Source organism: Acinetobacter wanghuae, from assembly GCF_009557235.1.
Lineage (GTDB): Bacteria > Pseudomonadota > Gammaproteobacteria > Pseudomonadales > Moraxellaceae > Acinetobacter > Acinetobacter wanghuae.
This window is the reverse complement of record NZ_CP045650.1, coordinates 1,616,110-1,641,016: the sequence shown is the minus strand read 5'-3', so window position 1 is coordinate 1,641,016 and position 24,907 is coordinate 1,616,110. Positions and strand designations below refer to the sequence as shown.

General features: G+C 40.7%; 28 protein-coding genes and 1 pseudogene. 27 read left to right on the top strand and 2 right to left on the bottom strand.

All coding sequences use genetic code 11. The features are described 5' to 3' along the window. Positions 1–2 precede the first annotated feature (2 nt). The 25 genes and pseudogenes from GFH30_RS07760 to pyrF all read left to right on the top strand — a co-directional run bounded on the left by GFH30_RS07760 (position 3) and on the right by pyrF (position 19,717). Positions 3–785 carry a ParA family protein gene (locus GFH30_RS07760; protein WP_153371686.1) on the top strand — a complete coding sequence of 261 codons (783 nt, stop codon included), beginning with the start codon at positions 3–5 and terminating at the stop codon, positions 783–785. Then, positions 782–1,669 carry a ParB/RepB/Spo0J family partition protein gene (locus GFH30_RS07755; protein WP_153371685.1) on the top strand — a complete coding sequence of 296 codons (888 nt, stop codon included), beginning with the start codon at positions 782–784 and terminating at the stop codon, positions 1,667–1,669. Before GFH30_RS07760 ends, GFH30_RS07755 begins: the two co-directional genes overlap by 4 nt. A 25-nt stretch (positions 1,670–1,694) precedes the next feature. Then, positions 1,695–2,330: a MotA/TolQ/ExbB proton channel family protein gene (locus GFH30_RS07750; RefSeq protein ID WP_153371684.1), complete on the top strand. Its 636-nt coding sequence runs from the start codon at positions 1,695–1,697 to the stop codon at positions 2,328–2,330. A 10-nt stretch (positions 2,331–2,340) separates the two neighbouring features. Continuing rightward, positions 2,341–2,766: an ExbD/TolR family protein gene (locus tag GFH30_RS07745; protein WP_153371683.1), complete on the top strand. Its 426-nt coding sequence runs from the start codon at positions 2,341–2,343 to the stop codon at positions 2,764–2,766. Next, complete coding sequence (gene msbA, locus GFH30_RS07740; protein ID WP_153371682.1) at positions 2,763–4,490, top strand: lipid A export permease/ATP-binding protein MsbA; 1,728 nt, start codon at positions 2,763–2,765, stop codon at positions 4,488–4,490. Before GFH30_RS07745 ends, msbA begins: the two co-directional genes overlap by 4 nt. Positions 4,491–4,493: 3 nt before the next feature. Then, positions 4,494–5,498 (top strand): tetraacyldisaccharide 4'-kinase, encoded by a 1,005-nt coding sequence (gene lpxK / locus GFH30_RS07735; protein WP_153371681.1) that lies wholly within the window; start codon positions 4,494–4,496, stop codon positions 5,496–5,498. Between the two features lie 12 nt (positions 5,499–5,510). Beyond that, positions 5,511–6,272 carry a 3-deoxy-manno-octulosonate cytidylyltransferase gene (kdsB, locus tag GFH30_RS07730; protein ID WP_153371680.1) on the top strand — a complete coding sequence of 254 codons (762 nt, stop codon included), beginning with the start codon at positions 5,511–5,513 and terminating at the stop codon, positions 6,270–6,272. Positions 6,273–6,286: 14 nt separating this feature from the next. Then, positions 6,287–7,270, top strand: a complete 984-nt coding sequence (locus tag GFH30_RS07725) for a DNA polymerase III subunit delta' (RefSeq protein ID WP_153371679.1) — start codon at positions 6,287–6,289, stop codon at positions 7,268–7,270. 18 nt (positions 7,271–7,288) lie between these two features. After that, positions 7,289–7,630, top strand: a complete 342-nt coding sequence (locus tag GFH30_RS07720) for a PilZ domain-containing protein (RefSeq protein WP_153371678.1) — start codon at positions 7,289–7,291, stop codon at positions 7,628–7,630. A gap of 27 nt (positions 7,631–7,657) precedes the next feature. Next, entirely contained in the window at positions 7,658–8,431 is a 774-nt protein-coding gene (locus tag GFH30_RS07715; protein WP_153371677.1) for a TatD family hydrolase, read from the top strand. Between the two features lie 45 nt (positions 8,432–8,476). After that, positions 8,477–9,091, top strand: coding sequence for a TetR/AcrR family transcriptional regulator (locus GFH30_RS07710; protein ID WP_153371676.1), 615 nt, complete (start codon positions 8,477–8,479; stop codon positions 9,089–9,091). A gap of 9 nt (positions 9,092–9,100) precedes the next feature. Beyond that, positions 9,101–9,652, top strand: coding sequence for a prepilin-type N-terminal cleavage/methylation domain-containing protein (locus GFH30_RS07705; protein WP_153371675.1), 552 nt, complete (start codon positions 9,101–9,103; stop codon positions 9,650–9,652). Beyond that, complete coding sequence (gene gspI, locus GFH30_RS07700) at positions 9,642–10,157, top strand: type II secretion system minor pseudopilin GspI (protein WP_153371674.1); 516 nt, start codon at positions 9,642–9,644, stop codon at positions 10,155–10,157. Before GFH30_RS07705 ends, gspI begins: the two co-directional genes overlap by 11 nt. Next, positions 10,154–10,864, top strand: a complete 711-nt coding sequence (gene gspJ, locus GFH30_RS07695; RefSeq protein ID WP_153371673.1) for a type II secretion system minor pseudopilin GspJ — start codon at positions 10,154–10,156, stop codon at positions 10,862–10,864. The genes gspI and gspJ overlap by 4 nt, the downstream gene beginning before the upstream one ends. A gap of 17 nt (positions 10,865–10,881) precedes the next feature. Continuing rightward, positions 10,882–11,829, top strand: coding sequence for a type II secretion system minor pseudopilin GspK (gspK, locus tag GFH30_RS07690; RefSeq protein WP_153371672.1), 948 nt, complete (start codon positions 10,882–10,884; stop codon positions 11,827–11,829). A gap of 129 nt (positions 11,830–11,958) precedes the next feature. After that, positions 11,959–12,555, top strand: coding sequence for a 6-pyruvoyl trahydropterin synthase family protein (locus GFH30_RS07685; RefSeq protein WP_153371671.1), 597 nt, complete (start codon positions 11,959–11,961; stop codon positions 12,553–12,555). Between the two features lie 49 nt (positions 12,556–12,604). Then, positions 12,605–13,318, top strand: a complete 714-nt coding sequence (gene ung, locus GFH30_RS07680) for a uracil-DNA glycosylase (RefSeq protein ID WP_153371670.1) — start codon at positions 12,605–12,607, stop codon at positions 13,316–13,318. Beyond that, entirely contained in the window at positions 13,315–14,439 is a 1,125-nt protein-coding gene (locus GFH30_RS07675; protein WP_153371669.1) for an enoyl-CoA hydratase/isomerase family protein, read from the top strand. The genes ung and GFH30_RS07675 overlap by 4 nt, the downstream gene beginning before the upstream one ends. Positions 14,440–14,442: 3 nt before the next feature. Further along, the gene (gene tadA, locus GFH30_RS07670) at positions 14,443–14,991 is read left to right on the top strand and encodes a tRNA adenosine(34) deaminase TadA (protein WP_153371668.1); all 549 of its coding nucleotides are present in this window, start codon (positions 14,443–14,445) and stop codon (positions 14,989–14,991) included. Positions 14,992–15,022: 31 nt separating this feature from the next. Beyond that, positions 15,023–15,454 (top strand): SRPBCC family protein, encoded by a 432-nt coding sequence (locus GFH30_RS07665; protein WP_153371667.1) that lies wholly within the window; start codon positions 15,023–15,025, stop codon positions 15,452–15,454. 17 nt (positions 15,455–15,471) lie between these two features. Next, positions 15,472–16,155 carry a (d)CMP kinase gene (gene cmk / locus GFH30_RS07660; protein ID WP_153371666.1) on the top strand — a complete coding sequence of 228 codons (684 nt, stop codon included), beginning with the start codon at positions 15,472–15,474 and terminating at the stop codon, positions 16,153–16,155. A gap of 109 nt (positions 16,156–16,264) precedes the next feature. Continuing rightward, positions 16,265–17,942: pseudogene (gene rpsA, locus GFH30_RS07655) on the top strand (30S ribosomal protein S1). Between the two features lie 163 nt (positions 17,943–18,105). Next, a complete protein-coding gene (locus GFH30_RS07650) occupies positions 18,106–18,411 on the top strand; it encodes an integration host factor subunit beta (protein ID WP_153371665.1) in 306 nt (101 codons plus the stop codon). A gap of 14 nt (positions 18,412–18,425) precedes the next feature. Then, positions 18,426–18,791 (top strand): lipopolysaccharide assembly protein LapA domain-containing protein, encoded by a 366-nt coding sequence (locus GFH30_RS07645; protein ID WP_153371664.1) that lies wholly within the window; start codon positions 18,426–18,428, stop codon positions 18,789–18,791. A gap of 245 nt (positions 18,792–19,036) precedes the next feature. Continuing rightward, positions 19,037–19,717: an orotidine-5'-phosphate decarboxylase gene (gene pyrF, locus GFH30_RS07640; RefSeq protein ID WP_153371663.1), complete on the top strand. Its 681-nt coding sequence runs from the start codon at positions 19,037–19,039 to the stop codon at positions 19,715–19,717. 98 nt (positions 19,718–19,815) lie between these two features. On the opposite strand, the gene GFH30_RS07635 is transcribed toward pyrF, so the two are convergent. Together GFH30_RS07635 and GFH30_RS07630 are read right to left on the bottom strand one after the other, a co-directional pair. Then, positions 19,816–20,727 carry a lysine exporter LysO family protein gene (locus tag GFH30_RS07635; RefSeq protein WP_153371662.1) on the bottom strand — a complete coding sequence of 304 codons (912 nt, stop codon included), beginning with the start codon at positions 20,725–20,727 and terminating at the stop codon, positions 19,816–19,818. 66 nt (positions 20,728–20,793) lie between these two features. Beyond that, on the bottom strand, positions 20,794–22,281 hold the full coding sequence (locus GFH30_RS07630; RefSeq protein ID WP_153371661.1) for a flavin-containing monooxygenase: 1,488 nt from the start codon (positions 22,279–22,281) through the stop codon (positions 20,794–20,796). Between the two features lie 150 nt (positions 22,282–22,431). Here GFH30_RS07630 and GFH30_RS07625 point away from each other — a divergent pair, with 150 nt between their 5' ends. Both GFH30_RS07625 and zapE read left to right on the top strand, forming a co-directional pair. Then, on the top strand, positions 22,432–23,439 hold the full coding sequence (locus tag GFH30_RS07625; protein WP_153371660.1) for an AraC family transcriptional regulator: 1,008 nt from the start codon (positions 22,432–22,434) through the stop codon (positions 23,437–23,439). 92 nt (positions 23,440–23,531) lie between these two features. Further along, entirely contained in the window at positions 23,532–24,683 is a 1,152-nt protein-coding gene (gene zapE / locus GFH30_RS07620) for a cell division protein ZapE (RefSeq protein ID WP_153371659.1), read from the top strand. Positions 24,684–24,907: the final 224 nt, after the last annotated feature.

Genomic DNA, 24,907 nt, shown 5'->3' with positions numbered 1-24,907 from the left:
ACATGGCACACATTATTGCGATTGCAAACCAAAAAGGTGGTGTTGGTAAAACGACGACAGCCGTAAATTTGGCTGCCTCACTCGCTGTGTTAAAAAAACGCGTTCTGCTTGTGGATATGGATTCTCAAGGGAATGCGACCATGGGGTCTGGCATTCAAAAAAATGATTTGCTTTACTCTGTGACCGATGTACTTCTAGGTGAAGTCGCGATTGAAACCGCGATTATGAAAGCCGAAGTCGGTTATAAGGTTTTAGGGGCAAACCGTGATTTGGCGGGTGTAGAACTTGCGATTGCTGAACAAGATGGGCGTGAGTTTATTTTGCGTGAAGCGTTGCAAGAAATCGAGCATGCGTTTGATTATATTATTGTCGATTGTGCGCCAAGCTTAAGCTTAATTACCGTCAATGCCTTAGCTGCTGTGGATGCCGTGCTCATTCCAATGCAGTGTGAATATTATGCGCTTGAAGGTTTGGCTGACTTAACCCAAACCATTGATCGTATTCAACAAGCATTGAATCCTGATTTACATATCGTCGGTGTGCTGCGTACCATGTACGATGCACGTAATGCCTTGACGCGTGATGTGTCGGAAGAATTACAACAATATTTTGGCAAAAAATTATACGATACCGTCATTCCGCGTAATATTCGTTTGGCTGAAGCGCCAGCGCATGGTTTGCCAGTGATCTATTTTGAAAAAAGTTCAAAGGGTGCAGTTGCTTACTTAAATTTAGCAGCTGAAATGTTAAAAAAAAGCAAAGTGAAAAAAGGAATTAAAGCATGACCGTGAAGAAACGTGGACTCGCCAAAGGTCGTGGTTTAGATGCATTATTGGGCTCGATTCAAAAAGAAAAATTACAACTTGAAGCGCAAGGTTTAGATCATGGTCAGCTCAAACAAATTGATGTAAACCTGCTTAAACGTGGTGAATATCAGCCACGTCGTTATATCAATGAGCAAGATTTACAAGAGTTAGCGGCATCGATTGAAAAACACGGCATTATGCAGCCGATCGTCATTCGTCCAGTCGATGATGAGCGTTATCCGTATGAAATTATTGCTGGTGAACGCCGTTGGCGCGCAGCACAGTTGGCGGGATTAACTGAAATTCCGGCTATTGTGCGTGAATTACAAGACCAAGTTGCGATTGCTTTAGCGTTGATTGAAAACATTCAACGTCAGGATTTAAATCCAATTGACCAAGCGATGGCGTTGCAACGTTTCCATGAAGAATTTGGTTTAAGTCATCAAGAAATTGCTGATACCGTCGGTAAGGCACGTACGACAGTAAGTAATCTTTTACGTTTACTCAGTCTTGCTGAAACCGTGAAAGATTATATGCAACAAGGCCTTTTAGACATGGGGCATGCGCGTGCAATTTTGACCTTAAAAGCAAAAGATCAGCTTAAAGTCGCTGAAATGGTGATTGAGAAAAGTTTATCGGTACGTCAAACCGAACAATTGGTACGTGATTTTAGTGCGCCTAAAGCTGAAAAGCCTAAAACGGTGGTTGCACCTGATATTCAACAGCTTTCGCAGCGCTTGTCTGAGCGTTTTAGTGCTGAAGTAAAAATTGACTATAATAAGCAAGGTAAAGGCAAAGTTGTGATCAGCTATAGCTCATTGGATGAGCTAGATGGTATTTTAACCATCTTAGGTGATGAATAATTTATAAAAATTGGGGATTGATCAAATGTGGGAATTGGTGAAAGCAGGCGGTTGGCTGATGCTGCCGTTGGTATTGTGTTCTATTTTTATGCTCGCAATTTCGATTGAGCGCTTTATTCGCTTGAAAAGAAAGCTTGTGCTTCCCGATACACTTTTGATCAATCCTATGCAAAATGCTGAGCAAGCAATTGCTAAGTTGATTACCACACCGACACTGCAAAGTAGCACTCTAGGTCGGGTATTTCAGGCGGGTTATGCAAGTCAATATAAACCTGAAAGCTACGCCCGTGCCCAAATGGAAGCGGTGGCTTCACGAGAAATTGGTTATTTGGAAAAGAATATCAATTTCTTGGGTACGCTGAGTGCGGTTGCCCCCTTGCTTGGCTTATTGGGTACGGTCATTGGTATTATCGAGTCATTTTTGATGATGGATTTGGGGAATAGTGATGCTGTAGCAATGATGCCCGGTATTTCGAAAGCATTGATCACCACCGCTGCAGGTATGTTGATTGCTATTCCTGCATTGTTCGCGCATCGGTATTTTCAACGTTTGGTGCAGGAATATGTGGCTGAACTTGAACAGCAAGCGACCTTATTTCATGCCGATTTGTTTTATCTTCAAGCGTCAGATGTAGATCAAGACATGCAAAAAGCAAGCTAGGAGGCGGGTGATGAAATTCAAACGCAGCCAAGTGCAAGATGTTCACATCAACTTAACCCCAATGATTGACTGTTTGTTGTTTATCTTGGTGTTTTTGTTGCTCTCTACGACTTTTAATCAATTTAGTCGCATGAATTTAACCTTGCCAGATGCGCAAGGTGTACCGCCCAAAGAATTTGATCAAAAAATTGAAGTGGTGGTAGATGCGAATGGGCATTATGCGGTCAATGGTCAATCCATTGCCAGTCAAGATATTGCAGATTTAAATACGGCAATTAAACAGATTTCCAATGAACGACGTGATTTAATGTTTATCATTGCTGCCGATGCCAAAGCCAGCCATCAAGATGTGATCCGTGTCATGGATGCAGCAGGGCAATTGGGCTTTGTGAATGTCAATATTAGTACGAAAGTACCCACTAGAGGTTATGAGTGAAACACGATTTTAAAGTCTACCTACGTCTATTAAGTTATTTAAAGTCATTTTGGGGCATAGGCTTACTGGTTATTCTTGGTTTTGCAATCAATGCAGCAACAGAGGTTTCAGTCGCAGCATTGCTTAAAAAAATTATTGATGCCATTCAAAATCGTGATCAAGGTTTCACTACCTTATTTCCGCTGCTCGTAGTCGTACTGATGTTCTTCCGTGGACTCGGTTTGTTCATGGGTGGTTATTTTACAGCAGTCATCTCTCGTAATTTAATTTTTAATATTCGTCAGGAAGTGTTCGCAAAATTATTACGTTTACCTGCCCAATATTATTTAGATAATTCAAGCGGTCACATTACTGCAAAAATTATGTATAACGTCGAGCAATTGACGGCAGCATCTTCTGAATCAATTAAGACCATTGTTCAATACGGTACCATTACCTTGGCTTTGTTGGGCTATCTCTTTTATACCAACTGGCGTTTAACCCTGATCATCTTTATTTTTGGACCATTAATTGGTTGGGTCATTAGCAAAGCGGCGAAACGCATGCGCAAGCTATCCAACCAAGTTCAAGACACCATGGGTGATGTCAATCACGTGGTTCAAGAAATGGTCAATGGTCATATGGTGGTCAAAGGTTTTGGTGGGCAAGCGTATGAACAACAGCGTTTTCATAAAAGCTCACTTGAAAATCTAAGTCGTGGTTTGAAAATGGTAGTGGTACAGCAGTTGAATAGCCCTATTATTCAGCTGATTATGTCGATTTCTCTCAGTATTATTATGTACATCGCATTGCGTCCTGAAATTCTTCAAGATATTTCTGCCGGTGCTTTTGTGTCTTATATTACAGCGGCAGGGATGTTGGCTAAACCGATCCGCGCATTAACGGATGTGAATGAACGAATTCAACGCGGTATGGCTGCCGCGCATTCGGTCTTTGAGTTGCTCGATTTACCTGAAGAAAAAAATACGGGCACCTTAACCGATAAAATTCAGGGCAATATTGAATTTAAAAATGTGAATCTAGTCTATGCAGATGGGTTTCATGCGATTCATGATTTTAATTTGAAAGTGAAGCAAGGCGAAACCGTTGCATTGGTTGGACGTTCAGGTGCAGGTAAAACCTCACTGGTTAATCTGTTGGTACGTTATCAAGATGCCAGTTCTGGTGAGCTTTATATTGACAATAACAATATTACGGATTTTGACCTGAATACATTGCGCACTCAAATTTCAATGGTGAATCAGCAAGTGGTGCTGTTTAATCGAACTGTGCGTGAAAATATTGCCTATGGTCAGTTAGAAAATGCCACCGATGAAGATGTGATTGCCGCTGCAAAAGCAGCTTATGCACATGATTTCATTATGGCATTACCAAAAGGTTATGACACACCATTGGGTGCGCAAGGTCTGAATTTATCGGGTGGTCAGCGTCAACGGATTGCGATTGCACGTGCAATTTTGAAAAATGCCCCAATTCTCATTTTAGATGAAGCCACCAGTGCGCTTGATAATGAATCTGAATACTTCATTCAACAAGCCTTTGATCAAGCCATGCTTGGACGTACTACCATTGTGATCGCTCATCGACTATCGACTATTGAAAATGCGGATCGAATCGTAGTGATGGATCGGGGTCGTATTGTCGAGCAAGGTTCACATCAGGAATTATTGGCACAGCAAGGTGCATATTATCAATTGCATCAACGTAATTTCGAGGATCATTGATTTATGTCATTAGCACAAGTCATTCAAAATGCTTGGAATCGTCAAGCCAAGTGGTTGGTTGTGCTACGACCTTTATCGTGGTTGTATAAGCTTGGATTTGAAGCCAATAAATCGTTGTATCAAAATGGTGTGAAGAAAAGCTATACCGCGCCTGTTCCTGTCATGGTGATTGGTAATATTACTGTGGGTGGGAGCGGAAAAACACCGCTACTCATCCAGTTGGTTCATCACCTCAAAGATCGCAATATTCGAGTAGGCGTAATTAGTCGAGGTTATGGTGGTCAAGGTCCATTTCCAGCTTATGTCGCAGCGGATACGTTACCGACCATTGTCGGAGATGAGCCTGCATTGATTGTCCAATCTACAGGTATTCCAATGGCGGTTGGTCCGAATCGTCAACAGAGTATTGAGCTGTTACTGGCCAAGCACGAACTTGATCTCATTATTTGTGATGATGGCTTACAGCATTGGGCATTGAATCGGCAAATTGAATGGATTGTCTTAGATAATAATCGTGGATTGGGCAATGAGAAATTATTGCCTGAAGGTTATTTACGTGAGTCAATAGAACGCTTAAATGCAGCCACAGTAATAGAGCATGCAACAGATCCACGTTTAGATTTAAATATGCATCTAGAACCTGCACAACCTTATTTGATTCGTGCAGCTGATGAGCAATTATTTAATCCAAATCTGAATTACTATGCTGTGGTCGGTATTGGCTTTCCAAAGCGCTTCTATCAAACGCTACAGGATTTAGGCTTAAGCCAATTTCAATCGCACGAATTCCCCGATCATCATGACTACAGCATTGAAGATCTGCAATTTGAGGATGATCATCCCATTATTACCACTGAAAAAGACGCTGTTAAAATCATGGCGCTATTGCAACAGTATCCTGAGTATCAACGTGAAATTTGGGTTGTTCCTGTAGAAGCCGTCTTATCAGCAGCTTGTTACAGTACTTTGCATCAACAACTTCAAGATCATGGCATCCACATTTCTTAAGGTTCATTTTGTATGAAACATATTGTTATTCCAGCCCGTTATTCGAGTTCACGTTTACCCGGCAAACCTTTATTAGAAATTCATGGTCGCCCGATGATTTTACGTGTGGTTGATCAAGCAAAGAAAGTACAGGGCTTTGATGATCTATGTGTAGCAACGGATGATGAACGCATTGCTGAGGTTTGTCGCGCTGCAGGTGTAGATGTTGTCATTACATCAAAAGATCATCCATCAGGGACAGATCGTTTGAGTGAAGTAGCACGTATTAAAGGCTGGGCAAGCGATGATATTATTGTCAATGTGCAAGGTGATGAGCCTCTACTTCCTGCCCAATTGGTTAAACAAGTAGCGCAGTTATTGCAAGATCAACCAGAATCTTCAATGTCGACGCTCTGTGAGCCGATCCATTCGCTTGAAGAATTTAAACGTGACAGTATTGTGAAAGTGGTGATGTCCAAACACAATCAAGCGCTTTATTTTAGTCGTGCCACCATTCCTTATGATCGTGATGGGGCGAAACATGCCGAACAACAACTGCATGATCAAGCTTATCGTCATTTAGGTTTATATGCTTATCGTGTGAAATTACTTCAAGAATATGTGACTTGGGATATGGGTGTGCTTGAAACGCTTGAATCACTCGAACAATTACGTGTACTTGAAAATGGTCATCGCATTGCGATTGCGGTCGCTGAAGCAAATTTACCACCGGGTGTAGATACTCAGGCAGATCTTGATCGTTTGAATCAAATGGATCCATCCTCTTTTGCTTAATTTGAGACCCCAGTATGCCACTTGATGTTGAAGCACAGGTTTATCCATGGCAGCAGAGTATTTGGGATTCGCTGACGCAGCGTTTTCCCAAGCTTGGGCATGGCTTATTGTTTTATGGCAAAAAAGGCTGTGGTAAAGAGGCTTTTGCTCAGCAGTTTTTAGCATGGGTCTTGTGCCAAAATCGTCATGCGATGAATAAGCCCTGTGGGGAATGTGGCAGCTGTCTATGGTTAAAAGCCGATACGCATCCAAATTATGTGCATATCAGTACGGATGACGACAATAAAAAGCAAAATGCGAAAATCAAAATTGAAAAAATTCGCGATTTGCAGCCCTTTGTTCAGCAAACGGGTGATGGTTGGCGGGTCATTCTCATTGAGCCAGCTGAAGCTTTAAATATTGCATCGTCGAATGCGCTATTGAAAACTTTGGAAGAACCAGGCGAAAATATTTTAATTATTTTACTCGCCGATCATTATTTGAAGTTGCCAGCGACCATTCGCAGTCGTTTACAGCATTTTGCAATGGATCGGATAACCGAACAGCAAGCCTCGGTGTATTTGTCAGAACATTTGCCAGAATCGGGTCAAACGCAACAAAACTTGTTAATGAATTTATCCAATCAAATGCCGTTACAAGCAGTTGAATTGGCACAAAGTGCATGGTTACCACTGCGTCAAGACTTCGTCCAAGACTGGAAAAAATTAGTCATCGATAAAAATATGCCCATGCAAATTGCCACGAAATGGAACAAGGCATTAAGTTTTACTGATTTTAGTCGTATGTTTGAATACTTGTTGTCTGATTTAATTTGTGTCAAGCTAAATCAAAATGTGAAGAATATTGATATCAGTTGCGAAGAATTGGCTGAACAATATTCTTTAGAGCAATTATTTAATATTTATCAAGATTTTCAGCAATCCAAACAATTCCTTGCTCAGAACGTACAAGCAAATTTAGTGGTCGATGAATTGTGTATTAAGCTGATGAATCTGTAGAGCCATAAGGAGAAGGGTATGCAACCACGTATGGGCGGGATTATTCAGGCAAGCATTCCTGATATTGAAACTTTATTTGCAAGCTATATGCCGTATGTTGTTGGCGGTGGGCTTTTTATTCCGTCGAAACTCTCTGTTCAATTGGGTGAAGAGGTCTTTGTATTGACCACTTTGCCAGAACAAACCCAAAAAATTCCGTTAACGGGTAAAGTGATTTGGGTGTCACAAAAGCAAAATGGGATTAAGCCACAAGGTTTTGGTATTCAATTGACAGGTGAAAAGGGCGTTTTCTTCAAAAATGAAGCAGATCGTTTGGTTGCAGGTCTTAAATCTACGGGACGTAAAAGTTACACTATGTAGTTCGTCCTCCCTACTAAGGAACTCATTGTGTTTGTAGATACGCATTGCCATTTAACCCTGCTGGATTTAGACCCTTATCAAGGTGATTTAGATTTAGCACTTGCTCAAGCACGTGAAGCAGGGGTGTCCAAATTTATGAGCATCTCAGTTGACTTAGATGATCATATCAAGTTGGCTGCCATCGCTGCTCGTCATAATGACGTTGGCTATAGTGTGGGTGTACATCCATGTGAAGATGCAGCGACCATGGCGCGTGCAACGACAGAGTATCTAGTTGAATTGGCGCAGCCTGAAAAAGTCTGGGCGCTGGGTGAAACAGGTCTTGATTATTATCACAGCACTGAATTCGTCTCAGAACAAAAAGCATGTTTTGCCCGTCATATTCATGCCTCTCAAATCGTGAAAAAACCTGTGGTGGTGCATACCCGTTCTGCAAAACATGACACAGTCGATATTATTCGCGCTGAAAAATCCACACATGGTATTTTGCATTGTTTCACTGAAGACTGGGAAACAGCTAAAGCAGTTTTAGACTGTGGTTATTACGTTTCTTTCTCAGGTATTGTATCTTTTAAAAATGCGCAAGATTTACGTGATGTGGCGAAGCAAGTGCCGCTCGATCGAGTGTTGATTGAAACGGATAGTCCTTATCTTGCTCCAATGCCATATCGTGGCAAATCCAATGAACCTAAATACGTACCTTATGTAGCCAAAGCGCTTTGCGATGTATATGATAAGACCCTAGAAGAAATGGCTTTCATTACCAAGCAGAACTTTGAAAACCTTCTGAATTTAAAGTAAATAATTTGAATTGATATAAGAGCATAAGAGAGTTATAGGGTGAAGATGGATCGTCAAGCTCAGTTTCGAGCAAGAGAAACTTTGATATTTCAAGTGGCCGAGCAGCTATTACTCGAAAATGGCGAAGCAGGCATGACCTTGGATGCCCTCGCAGCCGAGCTTGATCTCGCAAAAGGCACACTATATAAGCATTTCCAAAGTAAAGATGAGCTGTACATGCTGCTGATTATTCGTAATGAGCGCATGTTGTTGGAAATGATTCAGGACACCGACAAAGCCTTTCCCGAACACCTCGCTTTCTTTATGTTGCATCACTTGCATCATCCGGAACGGACAGTGTTGTTCCATCAAATCGAAGAGCGTCTCGCAACCACAGGTGTGGGCATTCAACATTTGTTTAGCGAGCTGTACCAAATCCGTAAACAGCGCTTACGTTTGATTATTCGCATGACTGAAAGTTATCTGATTAATATTCAGAGCGCGATGACTTGTCGTGACTATTTGGCATCTATTTGGTCACTTACTCATGGTGCAGCAGCCATCTTAAACTCAAGCTTCTATCAGCGTTATCTCGGTTCGCGTGATACGTTGCGTGTGGCGTACATTGATCAAGCTTTGGCATTACCAAAGCAACTCACTGTTGTTGAGCAATTCGCTTAGAGGTTGCGTATGCGACATCATTCCCATTTATTGCAGCAAGGCTTCACTTTAATCGAAGTGATGGTTGTTATTGTGATTATGGGAATTATGGCGTCTTTGGTAGTTCTAAATGTAGGTGGTGTAGATCAGCGCAAAGCCATGCAAGCACGTGAAGTTTTTTTGATGGATGTGCAGCGGCTTTTGCGCGAAGCTAATGATCAATCCCGTATATTGGCTTTAGATGTACGCAGTGCAACGGATGTCGCACCGTTTTCCTATAATATTCAAGAATATTTAACACCAGTTCAGCAAAATACAAACAGCAGCACACTACAAAAATGGCAGAACTACAGCGACTTTAAAACCCGTTTTTTACCGGATCAAGTCGCCTTTCAAATTGAAAGTTTATCGAAAAGTTATCCCAATGCCCTAAATCGAGATCTCATCGAAGCTAATGCGCCTAAATTGATTTGGTTGGGTAATGGGGAGGTGAAACCTGTTCGTATCCAATTTTTCTTTGAGAATCGTGAAATTGGTCAGCCCATTGAAATTGATCATTTGGGTAAAATTAATGCAAGTTAGATATTTCTTTGAAAGCATTTACTCTGATATCAGTAAGCTATTGAAGTCCAATGCGAATCGAATTCAGCGCCTGTACGCTCAACCTATTTCGTTGTCTTACGAAGTAAGAAAGCAGCATCTGATTCTTCGCAGCTCAGGTTTTACATTACTTGAAGTGATGGTTGCACTTGCGATCTTTGCCACCGCTGCCATGACATTAACCAAGGTTGCAATGCAATATACGCAAGCGACCTCGCATGCCATTCTCAGAACCAAAGCGCAGTTCGTTGCTTTAAATGAAGCGGCACATATGGATATTCATCAAGAGTGGTTAAGCGGCACAGCTTCGCGAAAAGTCACCCAACAAGGCGAAATGTGGCAAATTGATAAAAAAGCAGAAGCGACCATTAGTCCCAATGTACAACGTGTAGATATACAAGTGAGTTTGGTCAATTCAGATACCGAGCAAGTGGAAGCAGGTATCAGTAGCCTGACTTTTTTCAATCATAAGGTTGAAGAAAAATGATCGCTAAATTGCGTGCCTGTCAAATATCAAATAAACCACAAGAAAAATTATCTAGTCGGCAGAAAACACGTGGCTTTCTTCATTCGGCTTTGGGTTTTACCTTGGTTGAACTGTTGGTCGCAATCGCAATTTTCGCGGTCTTGTCTGCTTTAGGTTGGAAAGTATTTGATCATATTATTTCCACAAAAGATCAAAATACAATGCATGAGCAACGTTTGTCTGCTGTGCAGCAAGGCTATCAGCAAATTTTAAGAGATACCGTGCAAATTGTACCACTGACCTCGAATCTGAATGGGGAGATTCGTCCAGCTTTAGTTTTGCAAAATGGACGCTTGAGTTTTAGTAAAACAGGGGTGACTGACCCATTGCAGCAAGGCATTTCACCAGATGAACGGGTTGAATATCAATATCGCCAAGATGAAAAAAAACTCTATCGATTACGCTATCAAAATTTGAATCAAACCGGACGTGAGCAACCTGATTCAAGTGTCTTGCTTGAAAATGTCGATCAATTTCAGATTATGGTGTTAAATCCCGATGAGCTGAGTGAGTGGCCAAAAAATGGTGTTGATTTAGAGCAAATCATCGAGAAACAAAAATTGCCCAAGGGGATAAAAATTAATCTGACCATACATGATGTTGAATATGAGTGGTTATTTAGTTTGCTCAATACTGATTTTTTAAATCAAACGAAGGTGAATGTTTGAATCTGTGCAAAGGAAATATGCAGAAGCAACAGGGGATTGCACTGATTACGATTTTGGTGATGGTTGCGCTCGCGACGATCCTTGCTGCTACCATTGCTAAACGTCAAGCAGCAACCGCTGAAAGTACTGCATATTTAATGCGTCAAAATCAATCGTTGATGTATGCCAAAAGCGCAGAAGTCTTTTTCTCTGAATTATTGGTCGATGATGCCAAAAATGCAGGCAATATCGATCATTTAAATGAGACATGGGCACAGCCAATGCCGGCGTTTCCAGTTGAGGATGGCTATGTTGCAGGACGTTTAGAGGATGAATCTGGCAAGTTTAATTTGAATAGCCTGTTGAGCGAAGATGGTCAGGTCAATCTTGCTGCAAAAACATGGTTTGAGATGATTCTAAAGCGTGTAGGCCTACCTGAGCAACTCAGTGAAGCGGTGATTGATTGGCAAGATCAAGACGAAACACCCGTTGGTTCAATGGGTGCAGAATCCAGTTATTATCAAGGCGTGCCCAATGCGGCTTTACCGCCCAATGCTTTATTTCATAGTGTTGAAGAACTTAAATTAATTCGTGGTTTTGAAGACAATAAATATAAACTAATTTCAAACTATGTGACTGCATCGCCAACGCGTGATACACGGGTCAATATCAATACTGCTTCGGCATTTTTGTTGGCAAGTGTCGATGAGAAAATAGAGATCCAGCGTGTGCAACAACTTTTAGATCAGCGAACTGCCAATGCTGAATATTTTTCTAATGTTTCGGAGCTTTGGGAACTTGAACCTTTTAAGGATGTTGCTGCGGAAAAACGCAATTCATTAAATGGTTTGCTGGGAGTGCAGTCGAATCATTTTAAAGCGCGTATTGAAGTCATGCTGAGCGATCGAAAACGTCAATTTAGTAGCGATTTAGTCCGTCATGATCAAAGCGTTTATGTCGCGTATCGGAGTATGGCGCCTTTTTAAGCCAGGCTGAGTTTAAAAAATTACAATGTGATTTTTCAATCATGCTAAACAGTAAAATTAATCCTCAGACGTTTATTTTTGCTTTATAATTGAAATCAATTCACCTATTTTTTGACGACATTACGGCACATGTTAATTCGTAAGTTATTTAAGTTTGAAAATGCGCATATCGTGCGTAATTGCACGTCAGATCGTTGTAAACGTTCGATCCATGGTCATAGCTATAAAGTTGAGCTTTTATTAAAAGCCTCGAAGCTCGATCATGGGCAAATGGTTTATGATTTTGGTTTGCTTAAAGGCGTGATTAAAGATTTCTTTGATTCTTTCGATCATGCAATTTGTTTCTGGCAACATGATGATGCGGCATATATTCAAGCATGTAAAACCTTTAGTGCGCGTTGGGTTTCATTGCCTGTATCACCATCGGCAGAACAATTTTCACGTATTTTCTTCTATTTGGCACAGCAAGTACTTGCATCGACCATTACTCAAAATGGCGAAGGTGATGTTGAAGTCTATTCAGTGATTGTGCACGAAACAGATACGGGTTATGCGCAAAGCTTCATTGAAGATATTGAAAACGAACAAATGGGTGTGCTTGATCTCTCGCAAATTGAATTCTCAGAGCAGGTTCAAATGGAGTGGACAGATCCTGAGATGTATACCAAATTGAAAAATGGTGTGCCTTTTCAAAACCCAAGCGTTGATTTACAAGTTAAACTATAAAATAAATGAAGTTGAATAACTTCAATTGACATCTATTTAGGATTGAAAAATGTCTTTGACTGAACAGCAACTTGAAAAACTGAGCAAAGTTCAGTTAGATGAAAGCTGGAAATATGGGCTAAGTGAATTTCTTTTAAGCCCGAAAATGGATGAGCTGAAAGCATTTTTAGTCGAAGAAAAAAAGATGGATAAAGTGATTTATCCACCGAGTCATCTTATTTTTAATGCCTTGAATACCACGCCTTTAAATCAAGTTAAAGTCGTGATTTTGGGACAAGACCCTTATCATGGTCCTAATCAAGCGCATGGTTTAAGTTTCTCAGTGCAAAAAGGGGTGGCGGTTCCACCATCTTTACGAAACATTTTTCATGAGTTACATTCAGACTTGGGGCTTGAAATTCCTAAACACGGTAATTTAACCCGTTGGGCCGAGCAAGGCGTTTTACTTTTAAATGCAGTTTTGACGGTAGAAGCAGGTCAGCCGACCTCACATCAAAAACAAGGTTGGGAAGATTTTACCGATCACGTGATTGATGTGTTAAATGAACAACGTCAAAATGTGGTGTTTATTTTATGGGGTGCCTATGCACAGCGTAAAGGCAAACGCATTGATGAAAATAAGCATCTGGTATTAAAAGCGGCGCATCCATCTCCTTTGGCGGCGAACCGTGGTGGTTTTTTTGGTTGTAAAGTATTTTCAAAATCGAATAATTATCTTAAACAAAATGGCATTGAGCCTATTGATTGGCAGCTGGACGCATGACTTATTCTCCTGTTTCAAAACAGTACCATCCTGACTTAATTGTTGAACAAGCGCAAAATGGATGGCGCATTGTTCGTTTAAACCGACCAAAATCCTTACATGCTTTGGACGAAACGATCGTTAGCGCTTTATTAAATGTCTTTGAAGATTTTCATACAGACGATGATGTTAAAGCCATTTGGTTAGATTCGACCACGCCAAAAGCCTTTTGTGCAGGTGGCGATGTACGTAAACTTCGTCAGCTGGTTATTAATGATGAAACAGCAACAGCGAATAAATTCTTTGAACAAGAATATGCGCTTGATTTGTTATTGCATAACTATGCTAAACCCGTATTAGTGTGGGGTGAAGGTTATGTGATGGGTGGTGGCCTTGGTTTGTTTATGGCAGCACCATTCCGTTTAGTGACACCTTATTCACGTTTGGCAATGCCTGAAATTAATATTGGCTTGTATCCAGATGTTGGGGCAACACGTTTCCTTGCTGACCGTGGTGCAATTGGTTTGTTTACTGGATTAACGGGTTCAATCATGACCGCAGCAGGTGCTTACGGTATTGGTTGGGCGACTCATATTTGTGATGCACAGCGCGACTTAGTGTTAGATAAAGTCGTGAATATTGACTGGAATCATTATCCAGCAGGTGATTTTCGTGCCATTGATGACACCTTAAATGGAATGCATCGTCCGGTCGGTCCTGGTCCTTTACAGAACTCAATTGATGTCATTCAAAGTGTTTCGCGTGGTGTGAACTTTGAGCATGACTATGAAGCAATTGTTGGGTTAAGCGATGCGCGTAGTGATTGGCTGCGTCAAGCGAGTGAAAACCTGCAAAAAGGCTCACCGACTACTGCTGCAATCACATGGCTACTTTGGCAATGGGGTAAACAAGTTCATTCTTGGAATGAAATCTTTGCTTTAGAGACGCAAATTTCAGATTGGAAAATTCGCCATCCTGACTTTGTTGAAGGTGTCCGTGCACGTTTGGTTGATAAAGATTTATCACCAGAATGGACGCAAGGTGCTGATATGAGCTTGAAAGGGATTTTATCGAAGTATCCACCTGTGACGACTATTGAAAGTTGGAATGCCTTGCTTAAACAGTATGGTGTGATCAGTTAATACATGATCGAAGACCTTTACACAGATCAATATTGGATGCAGCAAGCGATTGAGCAAGCTGCATTCGCTGCATTAAAAGGTGAAATTCCTGTCGGTGCGATTATTGTCAGCAATAATGAAGTCATTGGGCGAGGGTTTAATGCGCCAATTTCTTTGCATGACCCCTCAGCACATGCTGAGATTGTCGCATTACGCGATGCCTGTCAGCGCATTCAAAACTATCGTCTGCCTGATGATGCGGTTTTGTATGTCACACTTGAACCTTGCACGATGTGTGTGGGGGCTTTAGTCCACTCACGCGTATCACGTGTCGTATTTGGTGCGAGTGAACCGAAAGCTGGCTCGTTGATCAGTGCTCGCCAGCTATTTAATACAGGCTACTACAATCACGTTTTTCCATTTGACTCAGGCTGTATGCAAGCAGAGTGTTCGGCACAACTCAGTGCATTTTTTAAAATGCGCCGTGAGCAAAAACGTTTATTAAAACTTGAACAAAAACAGTTACAAGAAAAACTGGCAAATGATGCTGATTCAATTAAAAATAGCATCTAATTTTTTATAACGTTTATAAAGAGAAATAAAAATGAATTCTATGCAAGTTAAAAAAGAATTTCCAGCCTCAATTGAGCAAGTGTTTGAATTGCTTTCAAAACATGCGACCTACAATGTCGCGTTTTCACCTATTCAGGTTGAACGTATTAAGGACTCAGCAGATCCTGAGCGCCCTGATGGCATAGGCTCAGTGCGCCGTATGGGATTTGGTCCTGTAAAGCCGCTTAAAGAGCAAATTACCTTACTTGAGCCAAATCAGCGTATCGAATACAAAATCATTAAAAACCCGTTGATTAAACATCATTTAGGGATCATTGAATTTGAGTCAAAAGGCGCAGATAAAACGCTTGTGACCTATACCATTGAATTACAAGCGCGTGCGCCATTTGTCAGTAAGTTAATTTTGGCACAGCTCAAAACTGCGATTAAACTAGGCTTTGCGAAACTCGCAAAAACGCTATAAACAACCTCGGAAAGACAATGACAGTTCAAATTATTACGATTGATGGGCCGAGTGGTTCGGGCAAAGGCACATTAGCTGCAAAACTTGCTGAACACTACCAGTTTCACTTACTCGATTCTGGCGCTTTATATCGTCTTTTAGGCTTGTCATTACAGCAACGTGATTTGTTGGAATATCTTGATACAAAAATGCCAAACTGTGTAGAGATTGCCAGTAACTTGGATATTCAGTTTATTACCACGGGCAACGGTATTCAGGTTTTGCTTGATTGTGAGGATGTCTCTCAAACGATTCGTACTGAACGTGTCGGTGAGTTCGCTTCAAAAGTCGCTGCGATTCCTGAACTTAGAGCTGCTTTAGTCGAGCGTCAGTACGCATTTGCTCAAGCGCCAGGTTTGGTGGCAGACGGTCGAGATATGGCGACAACCATCTTCCCAAATGCTCAAGCGAAGATATATTTGACTGCTTCGGCAGAGTCTCGGGCGCAAAGACGTGTAAAGCAGTTGCAGGGTATGGGGCTGGATGTTAAAATGAACGACATTTTAGCTAATATCATCGCACGTGATAAAAGAGATATGGAGCGCACTGTTGCTCCTCTCAAGCCTGCGATTGATGCGTATATCATCGATAGTTCAATGTTGAACATTGATGAAGTATTTAAGTTGATGACCACTTATGTGGATCAACAATTAGCCAAATAATTTATATTTTCAGCAGACGCATAGCTTGATCAGTCTTATACGGACTATGTAGACGCTTAATTAAACCGGCCTTGTCTGATCCAAGACCGCTGACTTTATCAGGTATATCATGACCGAATCTTTTGCAGCCCTCTTTGAAGCAAGTGAACTTAACCTCAACGTTGAAAAGGGTGCTGTCATCCAAGGCGTTGTAGTAAGCATTGATTCTGACTGGGTAACAGTTGACACTGGCCTTAAATCAGAAGGTATTGTTGACCGCGCTGAATTCTTAAATGAACAACGTGAACTTGAAGTTCAAGTTGGCGACACTGTTGATGTTGTTGTTGAAGCACTTGACAACGGTATGGGTCAAACTGTTCTTTCTCGCGAAAAAGCTAAACGCGCTGAGACTTGGACTAAACTTGAAAAAATCTTTGAAGACGGCGAAATCGTTACTGGTGTTATCTCTGGTAAAGTTAAAGGCGGTTTCACTGTTGACATCGGTCCAGTTCGTGCGTTCCTTCCAGGTTCTTTAGTTGATACTCGTCCTATTCGTGATACGACTCACTTAGAAGGCAAAGAGTTAGAATTCAAAGTAATCAAACTTGATGCGAAACGTAACAACGTTGTTGTTTCACGTCGTGCGGTAATGGAAGCTGAATCTTCAGCTGACCGTGAAGCGCTTCTTGCTCAGCTTGAAGAAGGCCAAACAGTTACTGGTACAATCAAAAATCTTACTGACTACGGCGCATTCGTTGACCTTGGCGGTATTGATGGTCTTCTTCACATCACTGATATGGCTTGGAAACGCATCAAGCACCCTTCAGAAGTTGTTGAAGTTGGTCAAGAAGTTACTGTTAAAGTACTTAAATTTGACCGTGAACGTAACCGTGTTTCTCTAGGTCTTAAACAACTTGGCGAAGATCCATGGTTAGCGATCATGAACCGTTACCCTAAAGGTTCTATCGTTAAAGCTCGCGTAACTAACTTAACTGACTACGGCTGTTTCGCAGAAATCGCTGAAGGCGTTGAAGGTTTAGTACACGTGTCTGAAATGGACCACACTAACAAAAACATCCACCCGTCTAAAGTTGTTCAAATTGGCGACGAAGTTGATGTAATGGTTCTTGAAGTTGACGAAGAACGTCGTCGTATTTCTTTAGGTATCAAACAAACTCGTGCTAACCCATGGGAAGAGTTTGCTAAAGATCACGATAAAGGTGAAAAAGTTTCTGGTACGATCAAATCTATCACTGACTTCGGTATCTTCATCGGTTTACCAGGCGGTATCGACGGTCTAGTTCACTTGTCTGATATTTCTTGGAACGAACAAGGCGAAGAAGCAATCCGTCGTTACAAGAAAGGTGACACTGTTGAAGCGGTTAATCTTGTCTGTAGACGCTGAAGGCAACCGTATCAGCCTTGGCATCAAACAAATGAACAACGATCCGTTCAACGACTTCCTTGCAACTAACGAACGCGGTGCGCTTGTTAAAGGTACTGTAACTGCAGTTGACGCTAAAGGCGCGACTGTTAAGTTAGCTGACGAAGTTGAAGCGACACTTAAAGCATCTGAAATCAACCGCGATCGCGTTGAAGATGCAACTAAGTTCCTTGAAGTTGGTCAAGAAGTAGAAGCTAAAATCATTAACGTAGATCGTAAATCACGTGCTATCAACTTGTCTATCAAAGCGAAAGACGAAGCTGAAGAAAAAGAAGCAGTTGCTAACTTAAAAACAGTTGCGACAACTTCTGAAAATGGTCCAAAAACCATTGGTGACTTGATCAAAGCGCAAATGAGCAACTAAGTAACTGTACAAATCGTGTTGTTAATGTAAGTTAAGCAATACTTTTTACACAATTACTGTAAACGGTAGCGTAGTATTTCGATATTGCGCTACCGTTTTGTATTTAAACAGGTTATTATCAAGAAATAGATCCCAAGTAGCTTGATAATTAAAGAGGTCGCAGATGACTACTGAAGCACTTAATAAGTCTGACTTAATAGAGCGCATTTCCTTAAAGAACCCGCATTTAGCGGAGCCTTTAGTCGAAGAAGCTGTGAAAATTATGATCGATCAAATGATCGAAGCATTATCAACAGATAATCGTATTGAAATTCGTGGTTTTGGTAGTTTTGCATTGCATCATCGTGAACCACGTGTAGGTCGTAATCCTAAAACGGGTAAATCGGTTGAAGTGGCAGCAAAAGCAGTACCGCACTTTAAACCAGGTAAAGCATTACGTGATGCTGTAAACGAATCCGCTAACAAATAATTTATGGGGTGTTTATGCGTTACGTATTAGTCGTTCTTCTTGTTGTACTGTTTGGCTATTCATTAGCACTTGTCTTGCAAAATGGAACTGAACTCTCGGTAGATCTGTTGTTTACCCAAGTTCCAGCCATGCGTTTAGGCTTACTCTTACTCATTACATTAGTTTTGGGTGTAGTTTTGGGTTTATTACTTGGTGTGCAAGTATTTCGTGTATTCCAAAACAGTTGGGAAATTAAACGTCTTCGTAAAGACATTGATCACCTCCGTAAAGAGCAATTAAATTCTGCTAAATTAATGGCAGCTGAAGCTGCAGCAAATACGCGTCATGAAAAAACGGTTGCTGATGTTTATTCGTCAGATCGTCCATCATCTCCCTTATGATCCGTGCTGTACGCTTAACTCAAAATTAATTTTTTAGTTTTGTTTATTTAAAACATCCTAATGCATGCATTGGGGTGTTTTTTTATGCCTATTTGAAAAAGAATAAAACCTTGATACTTATAAATAATGATATGAATAAAGCAGTTAATTTGAATCTTTATGATTTAATTTTTTAAAATTAGCTTTGTCCTCATCTGCTTCCTCCGTATAATGCTTTAATTTTGTCAATTTGAAGGGTCTTCTCCATGAGTATTATTGTTGCCTTAGATGCAAAAAGTCACTATGACGCAATGACAATCGCTGAACAATTAGACCCTGAGTTATGCCGTGTCAAAGTGGGAAAAGAACTCTTTACCCATGAAGGACCAAGTGTGGTTAAAGTCTTACATGACAAAGGTTTTGAAGTTTTCCTTGATCTGAAGTTCCATGATATTCCAAATACCACAGCTCAAGCCGTATGTGCAGCAGCCGATATGGGAGTGTGGATGGTCAATGTACATGCATCAGGCGGTCGCAAAATGATGGAAACCTGTGTAGAACGATTGAAAGCAGGCAATTACAATACACAATTGATCGCAGTGACTGTTTTGACTTCGATGGGGCGTGAAGATTTAAAAGATTTAGGTCTCGACATCGAGCCGTTTGAGCAAGTGAAGCGCTTAGCAAAATTGACCCAAGAAAGCGGTCTAGATGGTGTGGTGTGTTCAGCACAAGAAGCGAAAATGCTACGTGAAACTTTAGGTACTGACTTTGCGCTCGTAACACCGGGAATTCGCCCAGAAGGTTCTAATGCGGATGATCAAAAACGTATTGTGACACCAAAACAAGCTATGCTTGATGGTTCTACGCATTTGGTGATTGGACGTCCAATTACCAAATCTGAGAACCCACGTCAGACCTTAAAAGATATTTTAGCAACACTTTAATTTCCCTCTCTCTAACTCTCTCCCAAAGGGAGAGAGAATATAATCCCATTATAAAATGGTTCTCCTCCCTTTATTAAAGGGAGGTTGGGAGGGATTATTTAGCTAATCACCGCCAACATACTCACCGCAATGGGTGCAAGTACAGATAAAATAAAGCCACTCACCATCGCATGTGGAATAAAATCATTACCACAGGCTTGTTTAACCATCGGTAAAGTTACATCCATAGCAGTTGCTCCCGCAGCTGAAATTGCCGCACGTGGATAACGCCAACCTAAGCAATACATCAAAATAATCGCAAAGATTTCACGGAATAAATCATTCATCAGGGCGATGCTACCAAGTTCTGCATTTTTGAGTTCGGTCACTACAATACCGCTCATTGAATAAAAACCATAGCCTTGCGAGAGCATGATCAAGTCTTTCATTTTAAGATCGCCATTGACGAATGAATAAATCAAAACGCCAACGAATGAACCAATAATACATCCCACTGGCACCAGTAAAATTTTCCAATTCAGCCATGAGCGGTCAAGTGGAGAATAGGCAAGATCGAGTCCAATGAGGAGCATAAACACCAGCAATAAATGCCACGTGCTGACATTGACATCAAAATGCATTGTTTCAAAACTGATGTATAGAAGATAACCGAGCGCCAGCGCAATAAATGCATAGCTAATATTGATGAGCGACTTTAAAACTAGATCACTTGAGACACGACCATGTGTTGGCAAATAACCTGCCCATTTAAATAAGAGGTAGCAACATATAAATGCCCCGATAGATGTCACAAAAGCAATGCTGATAGAGGTCGTTAAAATTTCAATAGGATGAGGAATCTCTTGAATAAGTCCTGAAAACTCATAAGCAATGGTAATGAGCAATAGATAACTGAAATAGGGCAGTATTTTAAAGCACCATTTGCGCAGACCACTCGGGAATTTCTTTGCAAATATGAAACCAAATGCAAGACAGAATAAAAGCTGAAAGATGAGCCAAAACGATTGCATAAAACCAAGCTATCCATAAATAACCCGAGTATTATGCCATCGTCTTGTGACAGGATGCAGTTCGACTTAAGCGACTTTACTGAGGAATTGATAATCAGCGACATTCAGGGTTTTGGTGTTGAGCCAATATTTCCATGTATACGTTGGCCATAGCGCAAAATTTTTACCACCATCTTGTTGATACCAACTCACACAACCAGATTGCCACACGGTATTGTTCATCATCTTTTGAACATAATCGTTAAATGCATCATGTACATCAGCTTTGACCACAATCGCATCACTATGAGACTGATCCACGGCTTTGATCATTTGTAAAATATAGTCCACTTGGGACTCAATCATAAACACCACGGAATTGTGCGCAAGAACCGTATTGGGGCCAAGGAGTTGGAACAGGTTGGGGAAATGCTTGGTGCTTATACCGTAATAACTTTCTGCGCCTTGCTGCCAAAGATCATTTAAGCGTATGCCATTTAAACCGACACATTCAAAATTTTTCAAATAAATACGTGGATCGGTAATAAAGCCTGTACCGTAGATTAAACAGTCAATTTTTCGGGATTTTCCATCACGCGTGACAATACTATGTTCTGTGACCTCTTGAATTTGATCAGTAACCAATTCCACATTGCTTCGATTAAACGTTGGGAAGTATTTATTCGACACCAAAATACGTTTACAGCCCATGATGTAATTTGGAATCAGTTTTTTTGCTATTTTCGGATCTTTGACTTGATGTTTGATAAACATCTCACCGAGTTTTTGTGCATATTTCATCACTGTTGGTTTTACAATCGGAACAACACGCGATTCATTTGACCAGTATAAACGTGCCCGGTGTAGCTTTCTAAACCAGTCAAATTGAGCAAAGAGTTTTTTCTCAACGGCATGATATAAACGTTCATCACGCGGAATGACCCACGCTGCGGTGCGTTGCATAACATAGAGCTGTTTGCACTCAGGCGCAATTTCAGGAATATATTGAATCGCGCTGCCACCCGTGCCAATAGATGCCACATTTTTGCCGTTTAAGTCATATTCATGATCCCATTGTGAGGAATGAAAAACTTTGCCTTTAAAGTTTTCAATGCCTTTAATATGCGGAATTTGCGGCACATGTAATGGACCAGATGCAAAAACGACATATTGTGCAATTAATGTATTTTGATCATTCAGATTTAAATGCCACTGGCAGTTTTGCTCATCATAATGTGCACTGTGTACTTCTGTATTTAAACGGGTAAATGCACGAATATTAAAACGGCTGACCAAGTCCTGAATATAAGCGAAAATTTCAGGTGCTTCGGCATAACGTTTTGACCAGTCCGATTTTGGTGCAAAAGAAAGCGAATACATGTGTGATTGCACATCGCATGCAGCACCAGGATAACGATTTTCACGCCATGTACCGCCAAAGTCACTGGCTTTTTCAAGAATAATAAAGTCCGTTATGCCTTGTTGTTGCAGACGGATTGCCATGGCAATACCGCCAAATCCTGCACCAATAATGGCAATTTTTGTCTGTTGATGATTTGATGTGTTGTTATTCATTTTCGCCATCCTAGCTTTGTCTCGTTTAAGCCTAGTGTAATTGTGATGATTTCAACATGATTGAACTGACGCAAAAATTGATCAAAACGGCAATAGTAGTTCGCTTAAATTTATAGTACAACTATTGAAAAATAATGAATGTAATGTGTAATGAAGCGATCGATTCTGAGTCTTATTTATTTAATTCAAGGTATGCGTAAAGCCGGTATTGATGTCGATCAAAAATTACAAAGCATTGGATTGCGCGTCGATGCACTTGATCCGAGTTCCATTATTCATCCAAGCCTTGAGCATGATGTTCTGAAAGTGGTCGGTGATGGCATTGAGCCACTCAAAGGTTTATTTGTTGGGCAACATTATGCTTTGGCGGGGTATGGACCTTTACTCATGCTTTTGGTCACCAGTCCAACTGTTCGGCATGCCTTAAATGAAGGGATTCGCTTTCAGCAACTCACGCATTTAACGGGTGAGTTATCCCTCGAGTTTAAACAACATCAAATTGCATTGTGCTACACCCCCAAAAATTTAACCGATGAGCTGAGTGTCTTGATGGCACAATCTGAAATTTCGGGCACGTTTAAGTTTATTGGTGACCTTTATAAAATGATGGGCTTGCCTGCACCTGAGTTAAACATTGAATTGCCATTTCAATATCCTGACAATGCGGCTGATTTAAAACAATACCATGACTATTATGGAACGCATGTTGAATTCGATGCACCTCGCGCGGCTTTTTGGTTTGATCAAGCTGTTTTAAATGTCAAAATTCCGTCAGCAGACAGCATTACTTTTGCTATTTATGAAAAAAAATGTATCGCGGAATTAGAGCGCTTAAACGAAGACGAAGATGTACCGAGTCTATTGCAACGTGTACATGATTATTTAGAGTTACAAAGTGGTCTCATGCCAAGCATGGCGGAAACAGCTCAAGCTTTGAATGTGCCTGAACGTACTTTGCGTCATCAGTTACAACAACTGGGCACCAGTTATAAGCAAATCCGTGAAGAAATCATTAAAGATAAAGCACTGCGTATGATTGAATATAAACAATATTCGATTGAAATGATTGCAGAATTACTCGGTTATTCGGAACCTGCGGCTTTTAATCATGCCTTTAAACGTTGGTTTGGGCAGAGTCCGCGTCAGTATTTTAAATAACTCAACCTTGAAAATGTAGTACACCCAAAGTGTTATAGTTTGCACATAAATGTTCGCTATAATGAAATTGATCCAGAAAAGTATCCAATCTTATGTCCGACTTAAATTCACAGCACAGTACAGCTTTTAATCCTTTATCACCGGCAGATCGTTATGCACAAGCATTGTCATCAGGTCAGTTTATGCCAGATGAAGCGCAAGCGATTGCAGTGCAAGAGTTAAACCGTGTTTGGGTAGAACTCATTCAACGATTTAAAGCGTCTAAGAAAGCCTTTCGTCGTTTCCGTCGTCAAACTGCGCCACAAGGTGTGTATATGTGGGGCGGTGTTGGTCGTGGTAAAACATGGTTAATGGATCAGTTTTACGATTCTATTCCATTTCGTCGTAAGACTCGGATGCATTTTCATCACTTTATGCAGCATGTGCATAAACAATTGAATAAGCTCTCGGGTCAGCGTAATCCTTTGGATATGGTTGCAGATCAGATTTATAAAGAAGCCGTGGTGATCTGTTTCGATGAGTTTTTTGTATCGAATGTCACCGATGCGATGATCTTAAGTGATTTATTTCAAAAATTGTTTGAACGCGGCATTACGTTAATTGCAACATCCAATATCGCGCCAGATGGTTTATATAAAAATGGCATTCATCGCGATCGTTTTTTGCCAACGATTGAATTGGTGAAACAAAACTGCACTATTTTAAATGTGGATGCGGGTGTGGATTATCGTCTACGTGTCTTAAAGCAAGCACAATTGTTTAAGTTCCCACTGACGCATGAACATAAGAATTGGATGGCAGAGCGTTATAGCGCATTGACCATGAGTCAAACCCAATCTCAAGAACCCATTATCATTAATAATCGTATTGTTGAAACGGTTTCACATACAGAAGATGTTTTATGGTGTGAATTTTCAGAACTGTGCTTAAAACCTCGCAGTCCTGCAGATTTTATTGAGATCGCAAATATTTATAATACGGTCTTGGTCAGCAATGTGCCGCACTTAACCGATTATATTAACGATGGCACACGACGCTTTATTTATTTGGTCGATGAATTTTATGACCGTGGCGTAAAACTACTGTTGACCTCAGAGGATAATATTATTGATATTTATAAAGGTGAAAAATTAGCCTTTGAAATTGAACGCACGCGTTCACGTCTTCTAGAGATGCAGTCTGATGAATATCTCAATTCTGAACATAAGCTGATTGAAAAGCTTGCCAAAAGCGATACAGAGTAAAAATAAAACGCTGGAATGTTCCAGCGTTTTTTTATGCTATGAGATGTGTGCCGAATCGACATTTTTGTCAAATCGTGGCTTAATTAAGCATAAAGAATGACAATGCTCATAAAAATATGTATTTATTATTCGAAAATCTGAACTTAAGTCTAATTTCTACATTTCAAAATCTTTATACACTGTCATGAGGGTATTTAGCAGATGAATGACTACATATTTGTGAT

What these genes read in the sequence shown, in the direction of transcription:
- GFH30_RS07725 (WP_153371679.1), top strand. Translation starts at nt 6,287, where the DNA reads ATGCCACTTGATGTTGAAGCACAGGTTTATCCATGGCAGCAGAGTATT.
- GFH30_RS07635 (WP_153371662.1), bottom strand. Translation starts at nt 20,727, where the DNA reads ATGCAATCGTTTTGGCTCATCTTTCAGCTTTTATTCTGTCTTGCATTT.
- GFH30_RS07630 (WP_153371661.1), bottom strand. Translation starts at nt 22,281, where the DNA reads ATGAATAACAACACATCAAATCATCAACAGACAAAAATTGCCATTATT.
- cmk (WP_153371666.1), top strand. Translation starts at nt 15,472, where the DNA reads ATGACAGTTCAAATTATTACGATTGATGGGCCGAGTGGTTCGGGCAAA.
- GFH30_RS07755 (WP_153371685.1), top strand. Translation starts at nt 782, where the DNA reads ATGACCGTGAAGAAACGTGGACTCGCCAAAGGTCGTGGTTTAGATGCA.
- GFH30_RS07685 (WP_153371671.1), top strand. Translation starts at nt 11,959, where the DNA reads ATGTTAATTCGTAAGTTATTTAAGTTTGAAAATGCGCATATCGTGCGT.
- gspJ (WP_153371673.1), top strand. Translation starts at nt 10,154, where the DNA reads ATGATCGCTAAATTGCGTGCCTGTCAAATATCAAATAAACCACAAGAA.
- GFH30_RS07675 (WP_153371669.1), top strand. Translation starts at nt 13,315, where the DNA reads ATGACTTATTCTCCTGTTTCAAAACAGTACCATCCTGACTTAATTGTT.
- GFH30_RS07720 (WP_153371678.1), top strand. Translation starts at nt 7,289, where the DNA reads ATGCAACCACGTATGGGCGGGATTATTCAGGCAAGCATTCCTGATATT.
- pyrF (WP_153371663.1), top strand. Translation starts at nt 19,037, where the DNA reads ATGAGTATTATTGTTGCCTTAGATGCAAAAAGTCACTATGACGCAATG.
- lpxK (WP_153371681.1), top strand. Translation starts at nt 4,494, where the DNA reads ATGTCATTAGCACAAGTCATTCAAAATGCTTGGAATCGTCAAGCCAAG.
- GFH30_RS07760 (WP_153371686.1), top strand. Translation starts at nt 3, where the DNA reads ATGGCACACATTATTGCGATTGCAAACCAAAAAGGTGGTGTTGGTAAA.
- tadA (WP_153371668.1), top strand. Translation starts at nt 14,443, where the DNA reads ATGATCGAAGACCTTTACACAGATCAATATTGGATGCAGCAAGCGATT.
- GFH30_RS07710 (WP_153371676.1), top strand. Translation starts at nt 8,477, where the DNA reads ATGGATCGTCAAGCTCAGTTTCGAGCAAGAGAAACTTTGATATTTCAA.
- ung (WP_153371670.1), top strand. Translation starts at nt 12,605, where the DNA reads ATGTCTTTGACTGAACAGCAACTTGAAAAACTGAGCAAAGTTCAGTTA.
- GFH30_RS07645 (WP_153371664.1), top strand. Translation starts at nt 18,426, where the DNA reads ATGCGTTACGTATTAGTCGTTCTTCTTGTTGTACTGTTTGGCTATTCA.
- GFH30_RS07745 (WP_153371683.1), top strand. Translation starts at nt 2,341, where the DNA reads ATGAAATTCAAACGCAGCCAAGTGCAAGATGTTCACATCAACTTAACC.
- GFH30_RS07650 (WP_153371665.1), top strand. Translation starts at nt 18,106, where the DNA reads ATGACTACTGAAGCACTTAATAAGTCTGACTTAATAGAGCGCATTTCC.
- GFH30_RS07625 (WP_153371660.1), top strand. Translation starts at nt 22,432, where the DNA reads ATGAAGCGATCGATTCTGAGTCTTATTTATTTAATTCAAGGTATGCGT.
- gspI (WP_153371674.1), top strand. Translation starts at nt 9,642, where the DNA reads ATGCAAGTTAGATATTTCTTTGAAAGCATTTACTCTGATATCAGTAAG.
- GFH30_RS07750 (WP_153371684.1), top strand. Translation starts at nt 1,695, where the DNA reads ATGTGGGAATTGGTGAAAGCAGGCGGTTGGCTGATGCTGCCGTTGGTA.
- gspK (WP_153371672.1), top strand. Translation starts at nt 10,882, where the DNA reads ATGCAGAAGCAACAGGGGATTGCACTGATTACGATTTTGGTGATGGTT.
- kdsB (WP_153371680.1), top strand. Translation starts at nt 5,511, where the DNA reads ATGAAACATATTGTTATTCCAGCCCGTTATTCGAGTTCACGTTTACCC.
- GFH30_RS07665 (WP_153371667.1), top strand. Translation starts at nt 15,023, where the DNA reads ATGAATTCTATGCAAGTTAAAAAAGAATTTCCAGCCTCAATTGAGCAA.
- GFH30_RS07705 (WP_153371675.1), top strand. Translation starts at nt 9,101, where the DNA reads ATGCGACATCATTCCCATTTATTGCAGCAAGGCTTCACTTTAATCGAA.
- zapE (WP_153371659.1), top strand. Translation starts at nt 23,532, where the DNA reads ATGTCCGACTTAAATTCACAGCACAGTACAGCTTTTAATCCTTTATCA.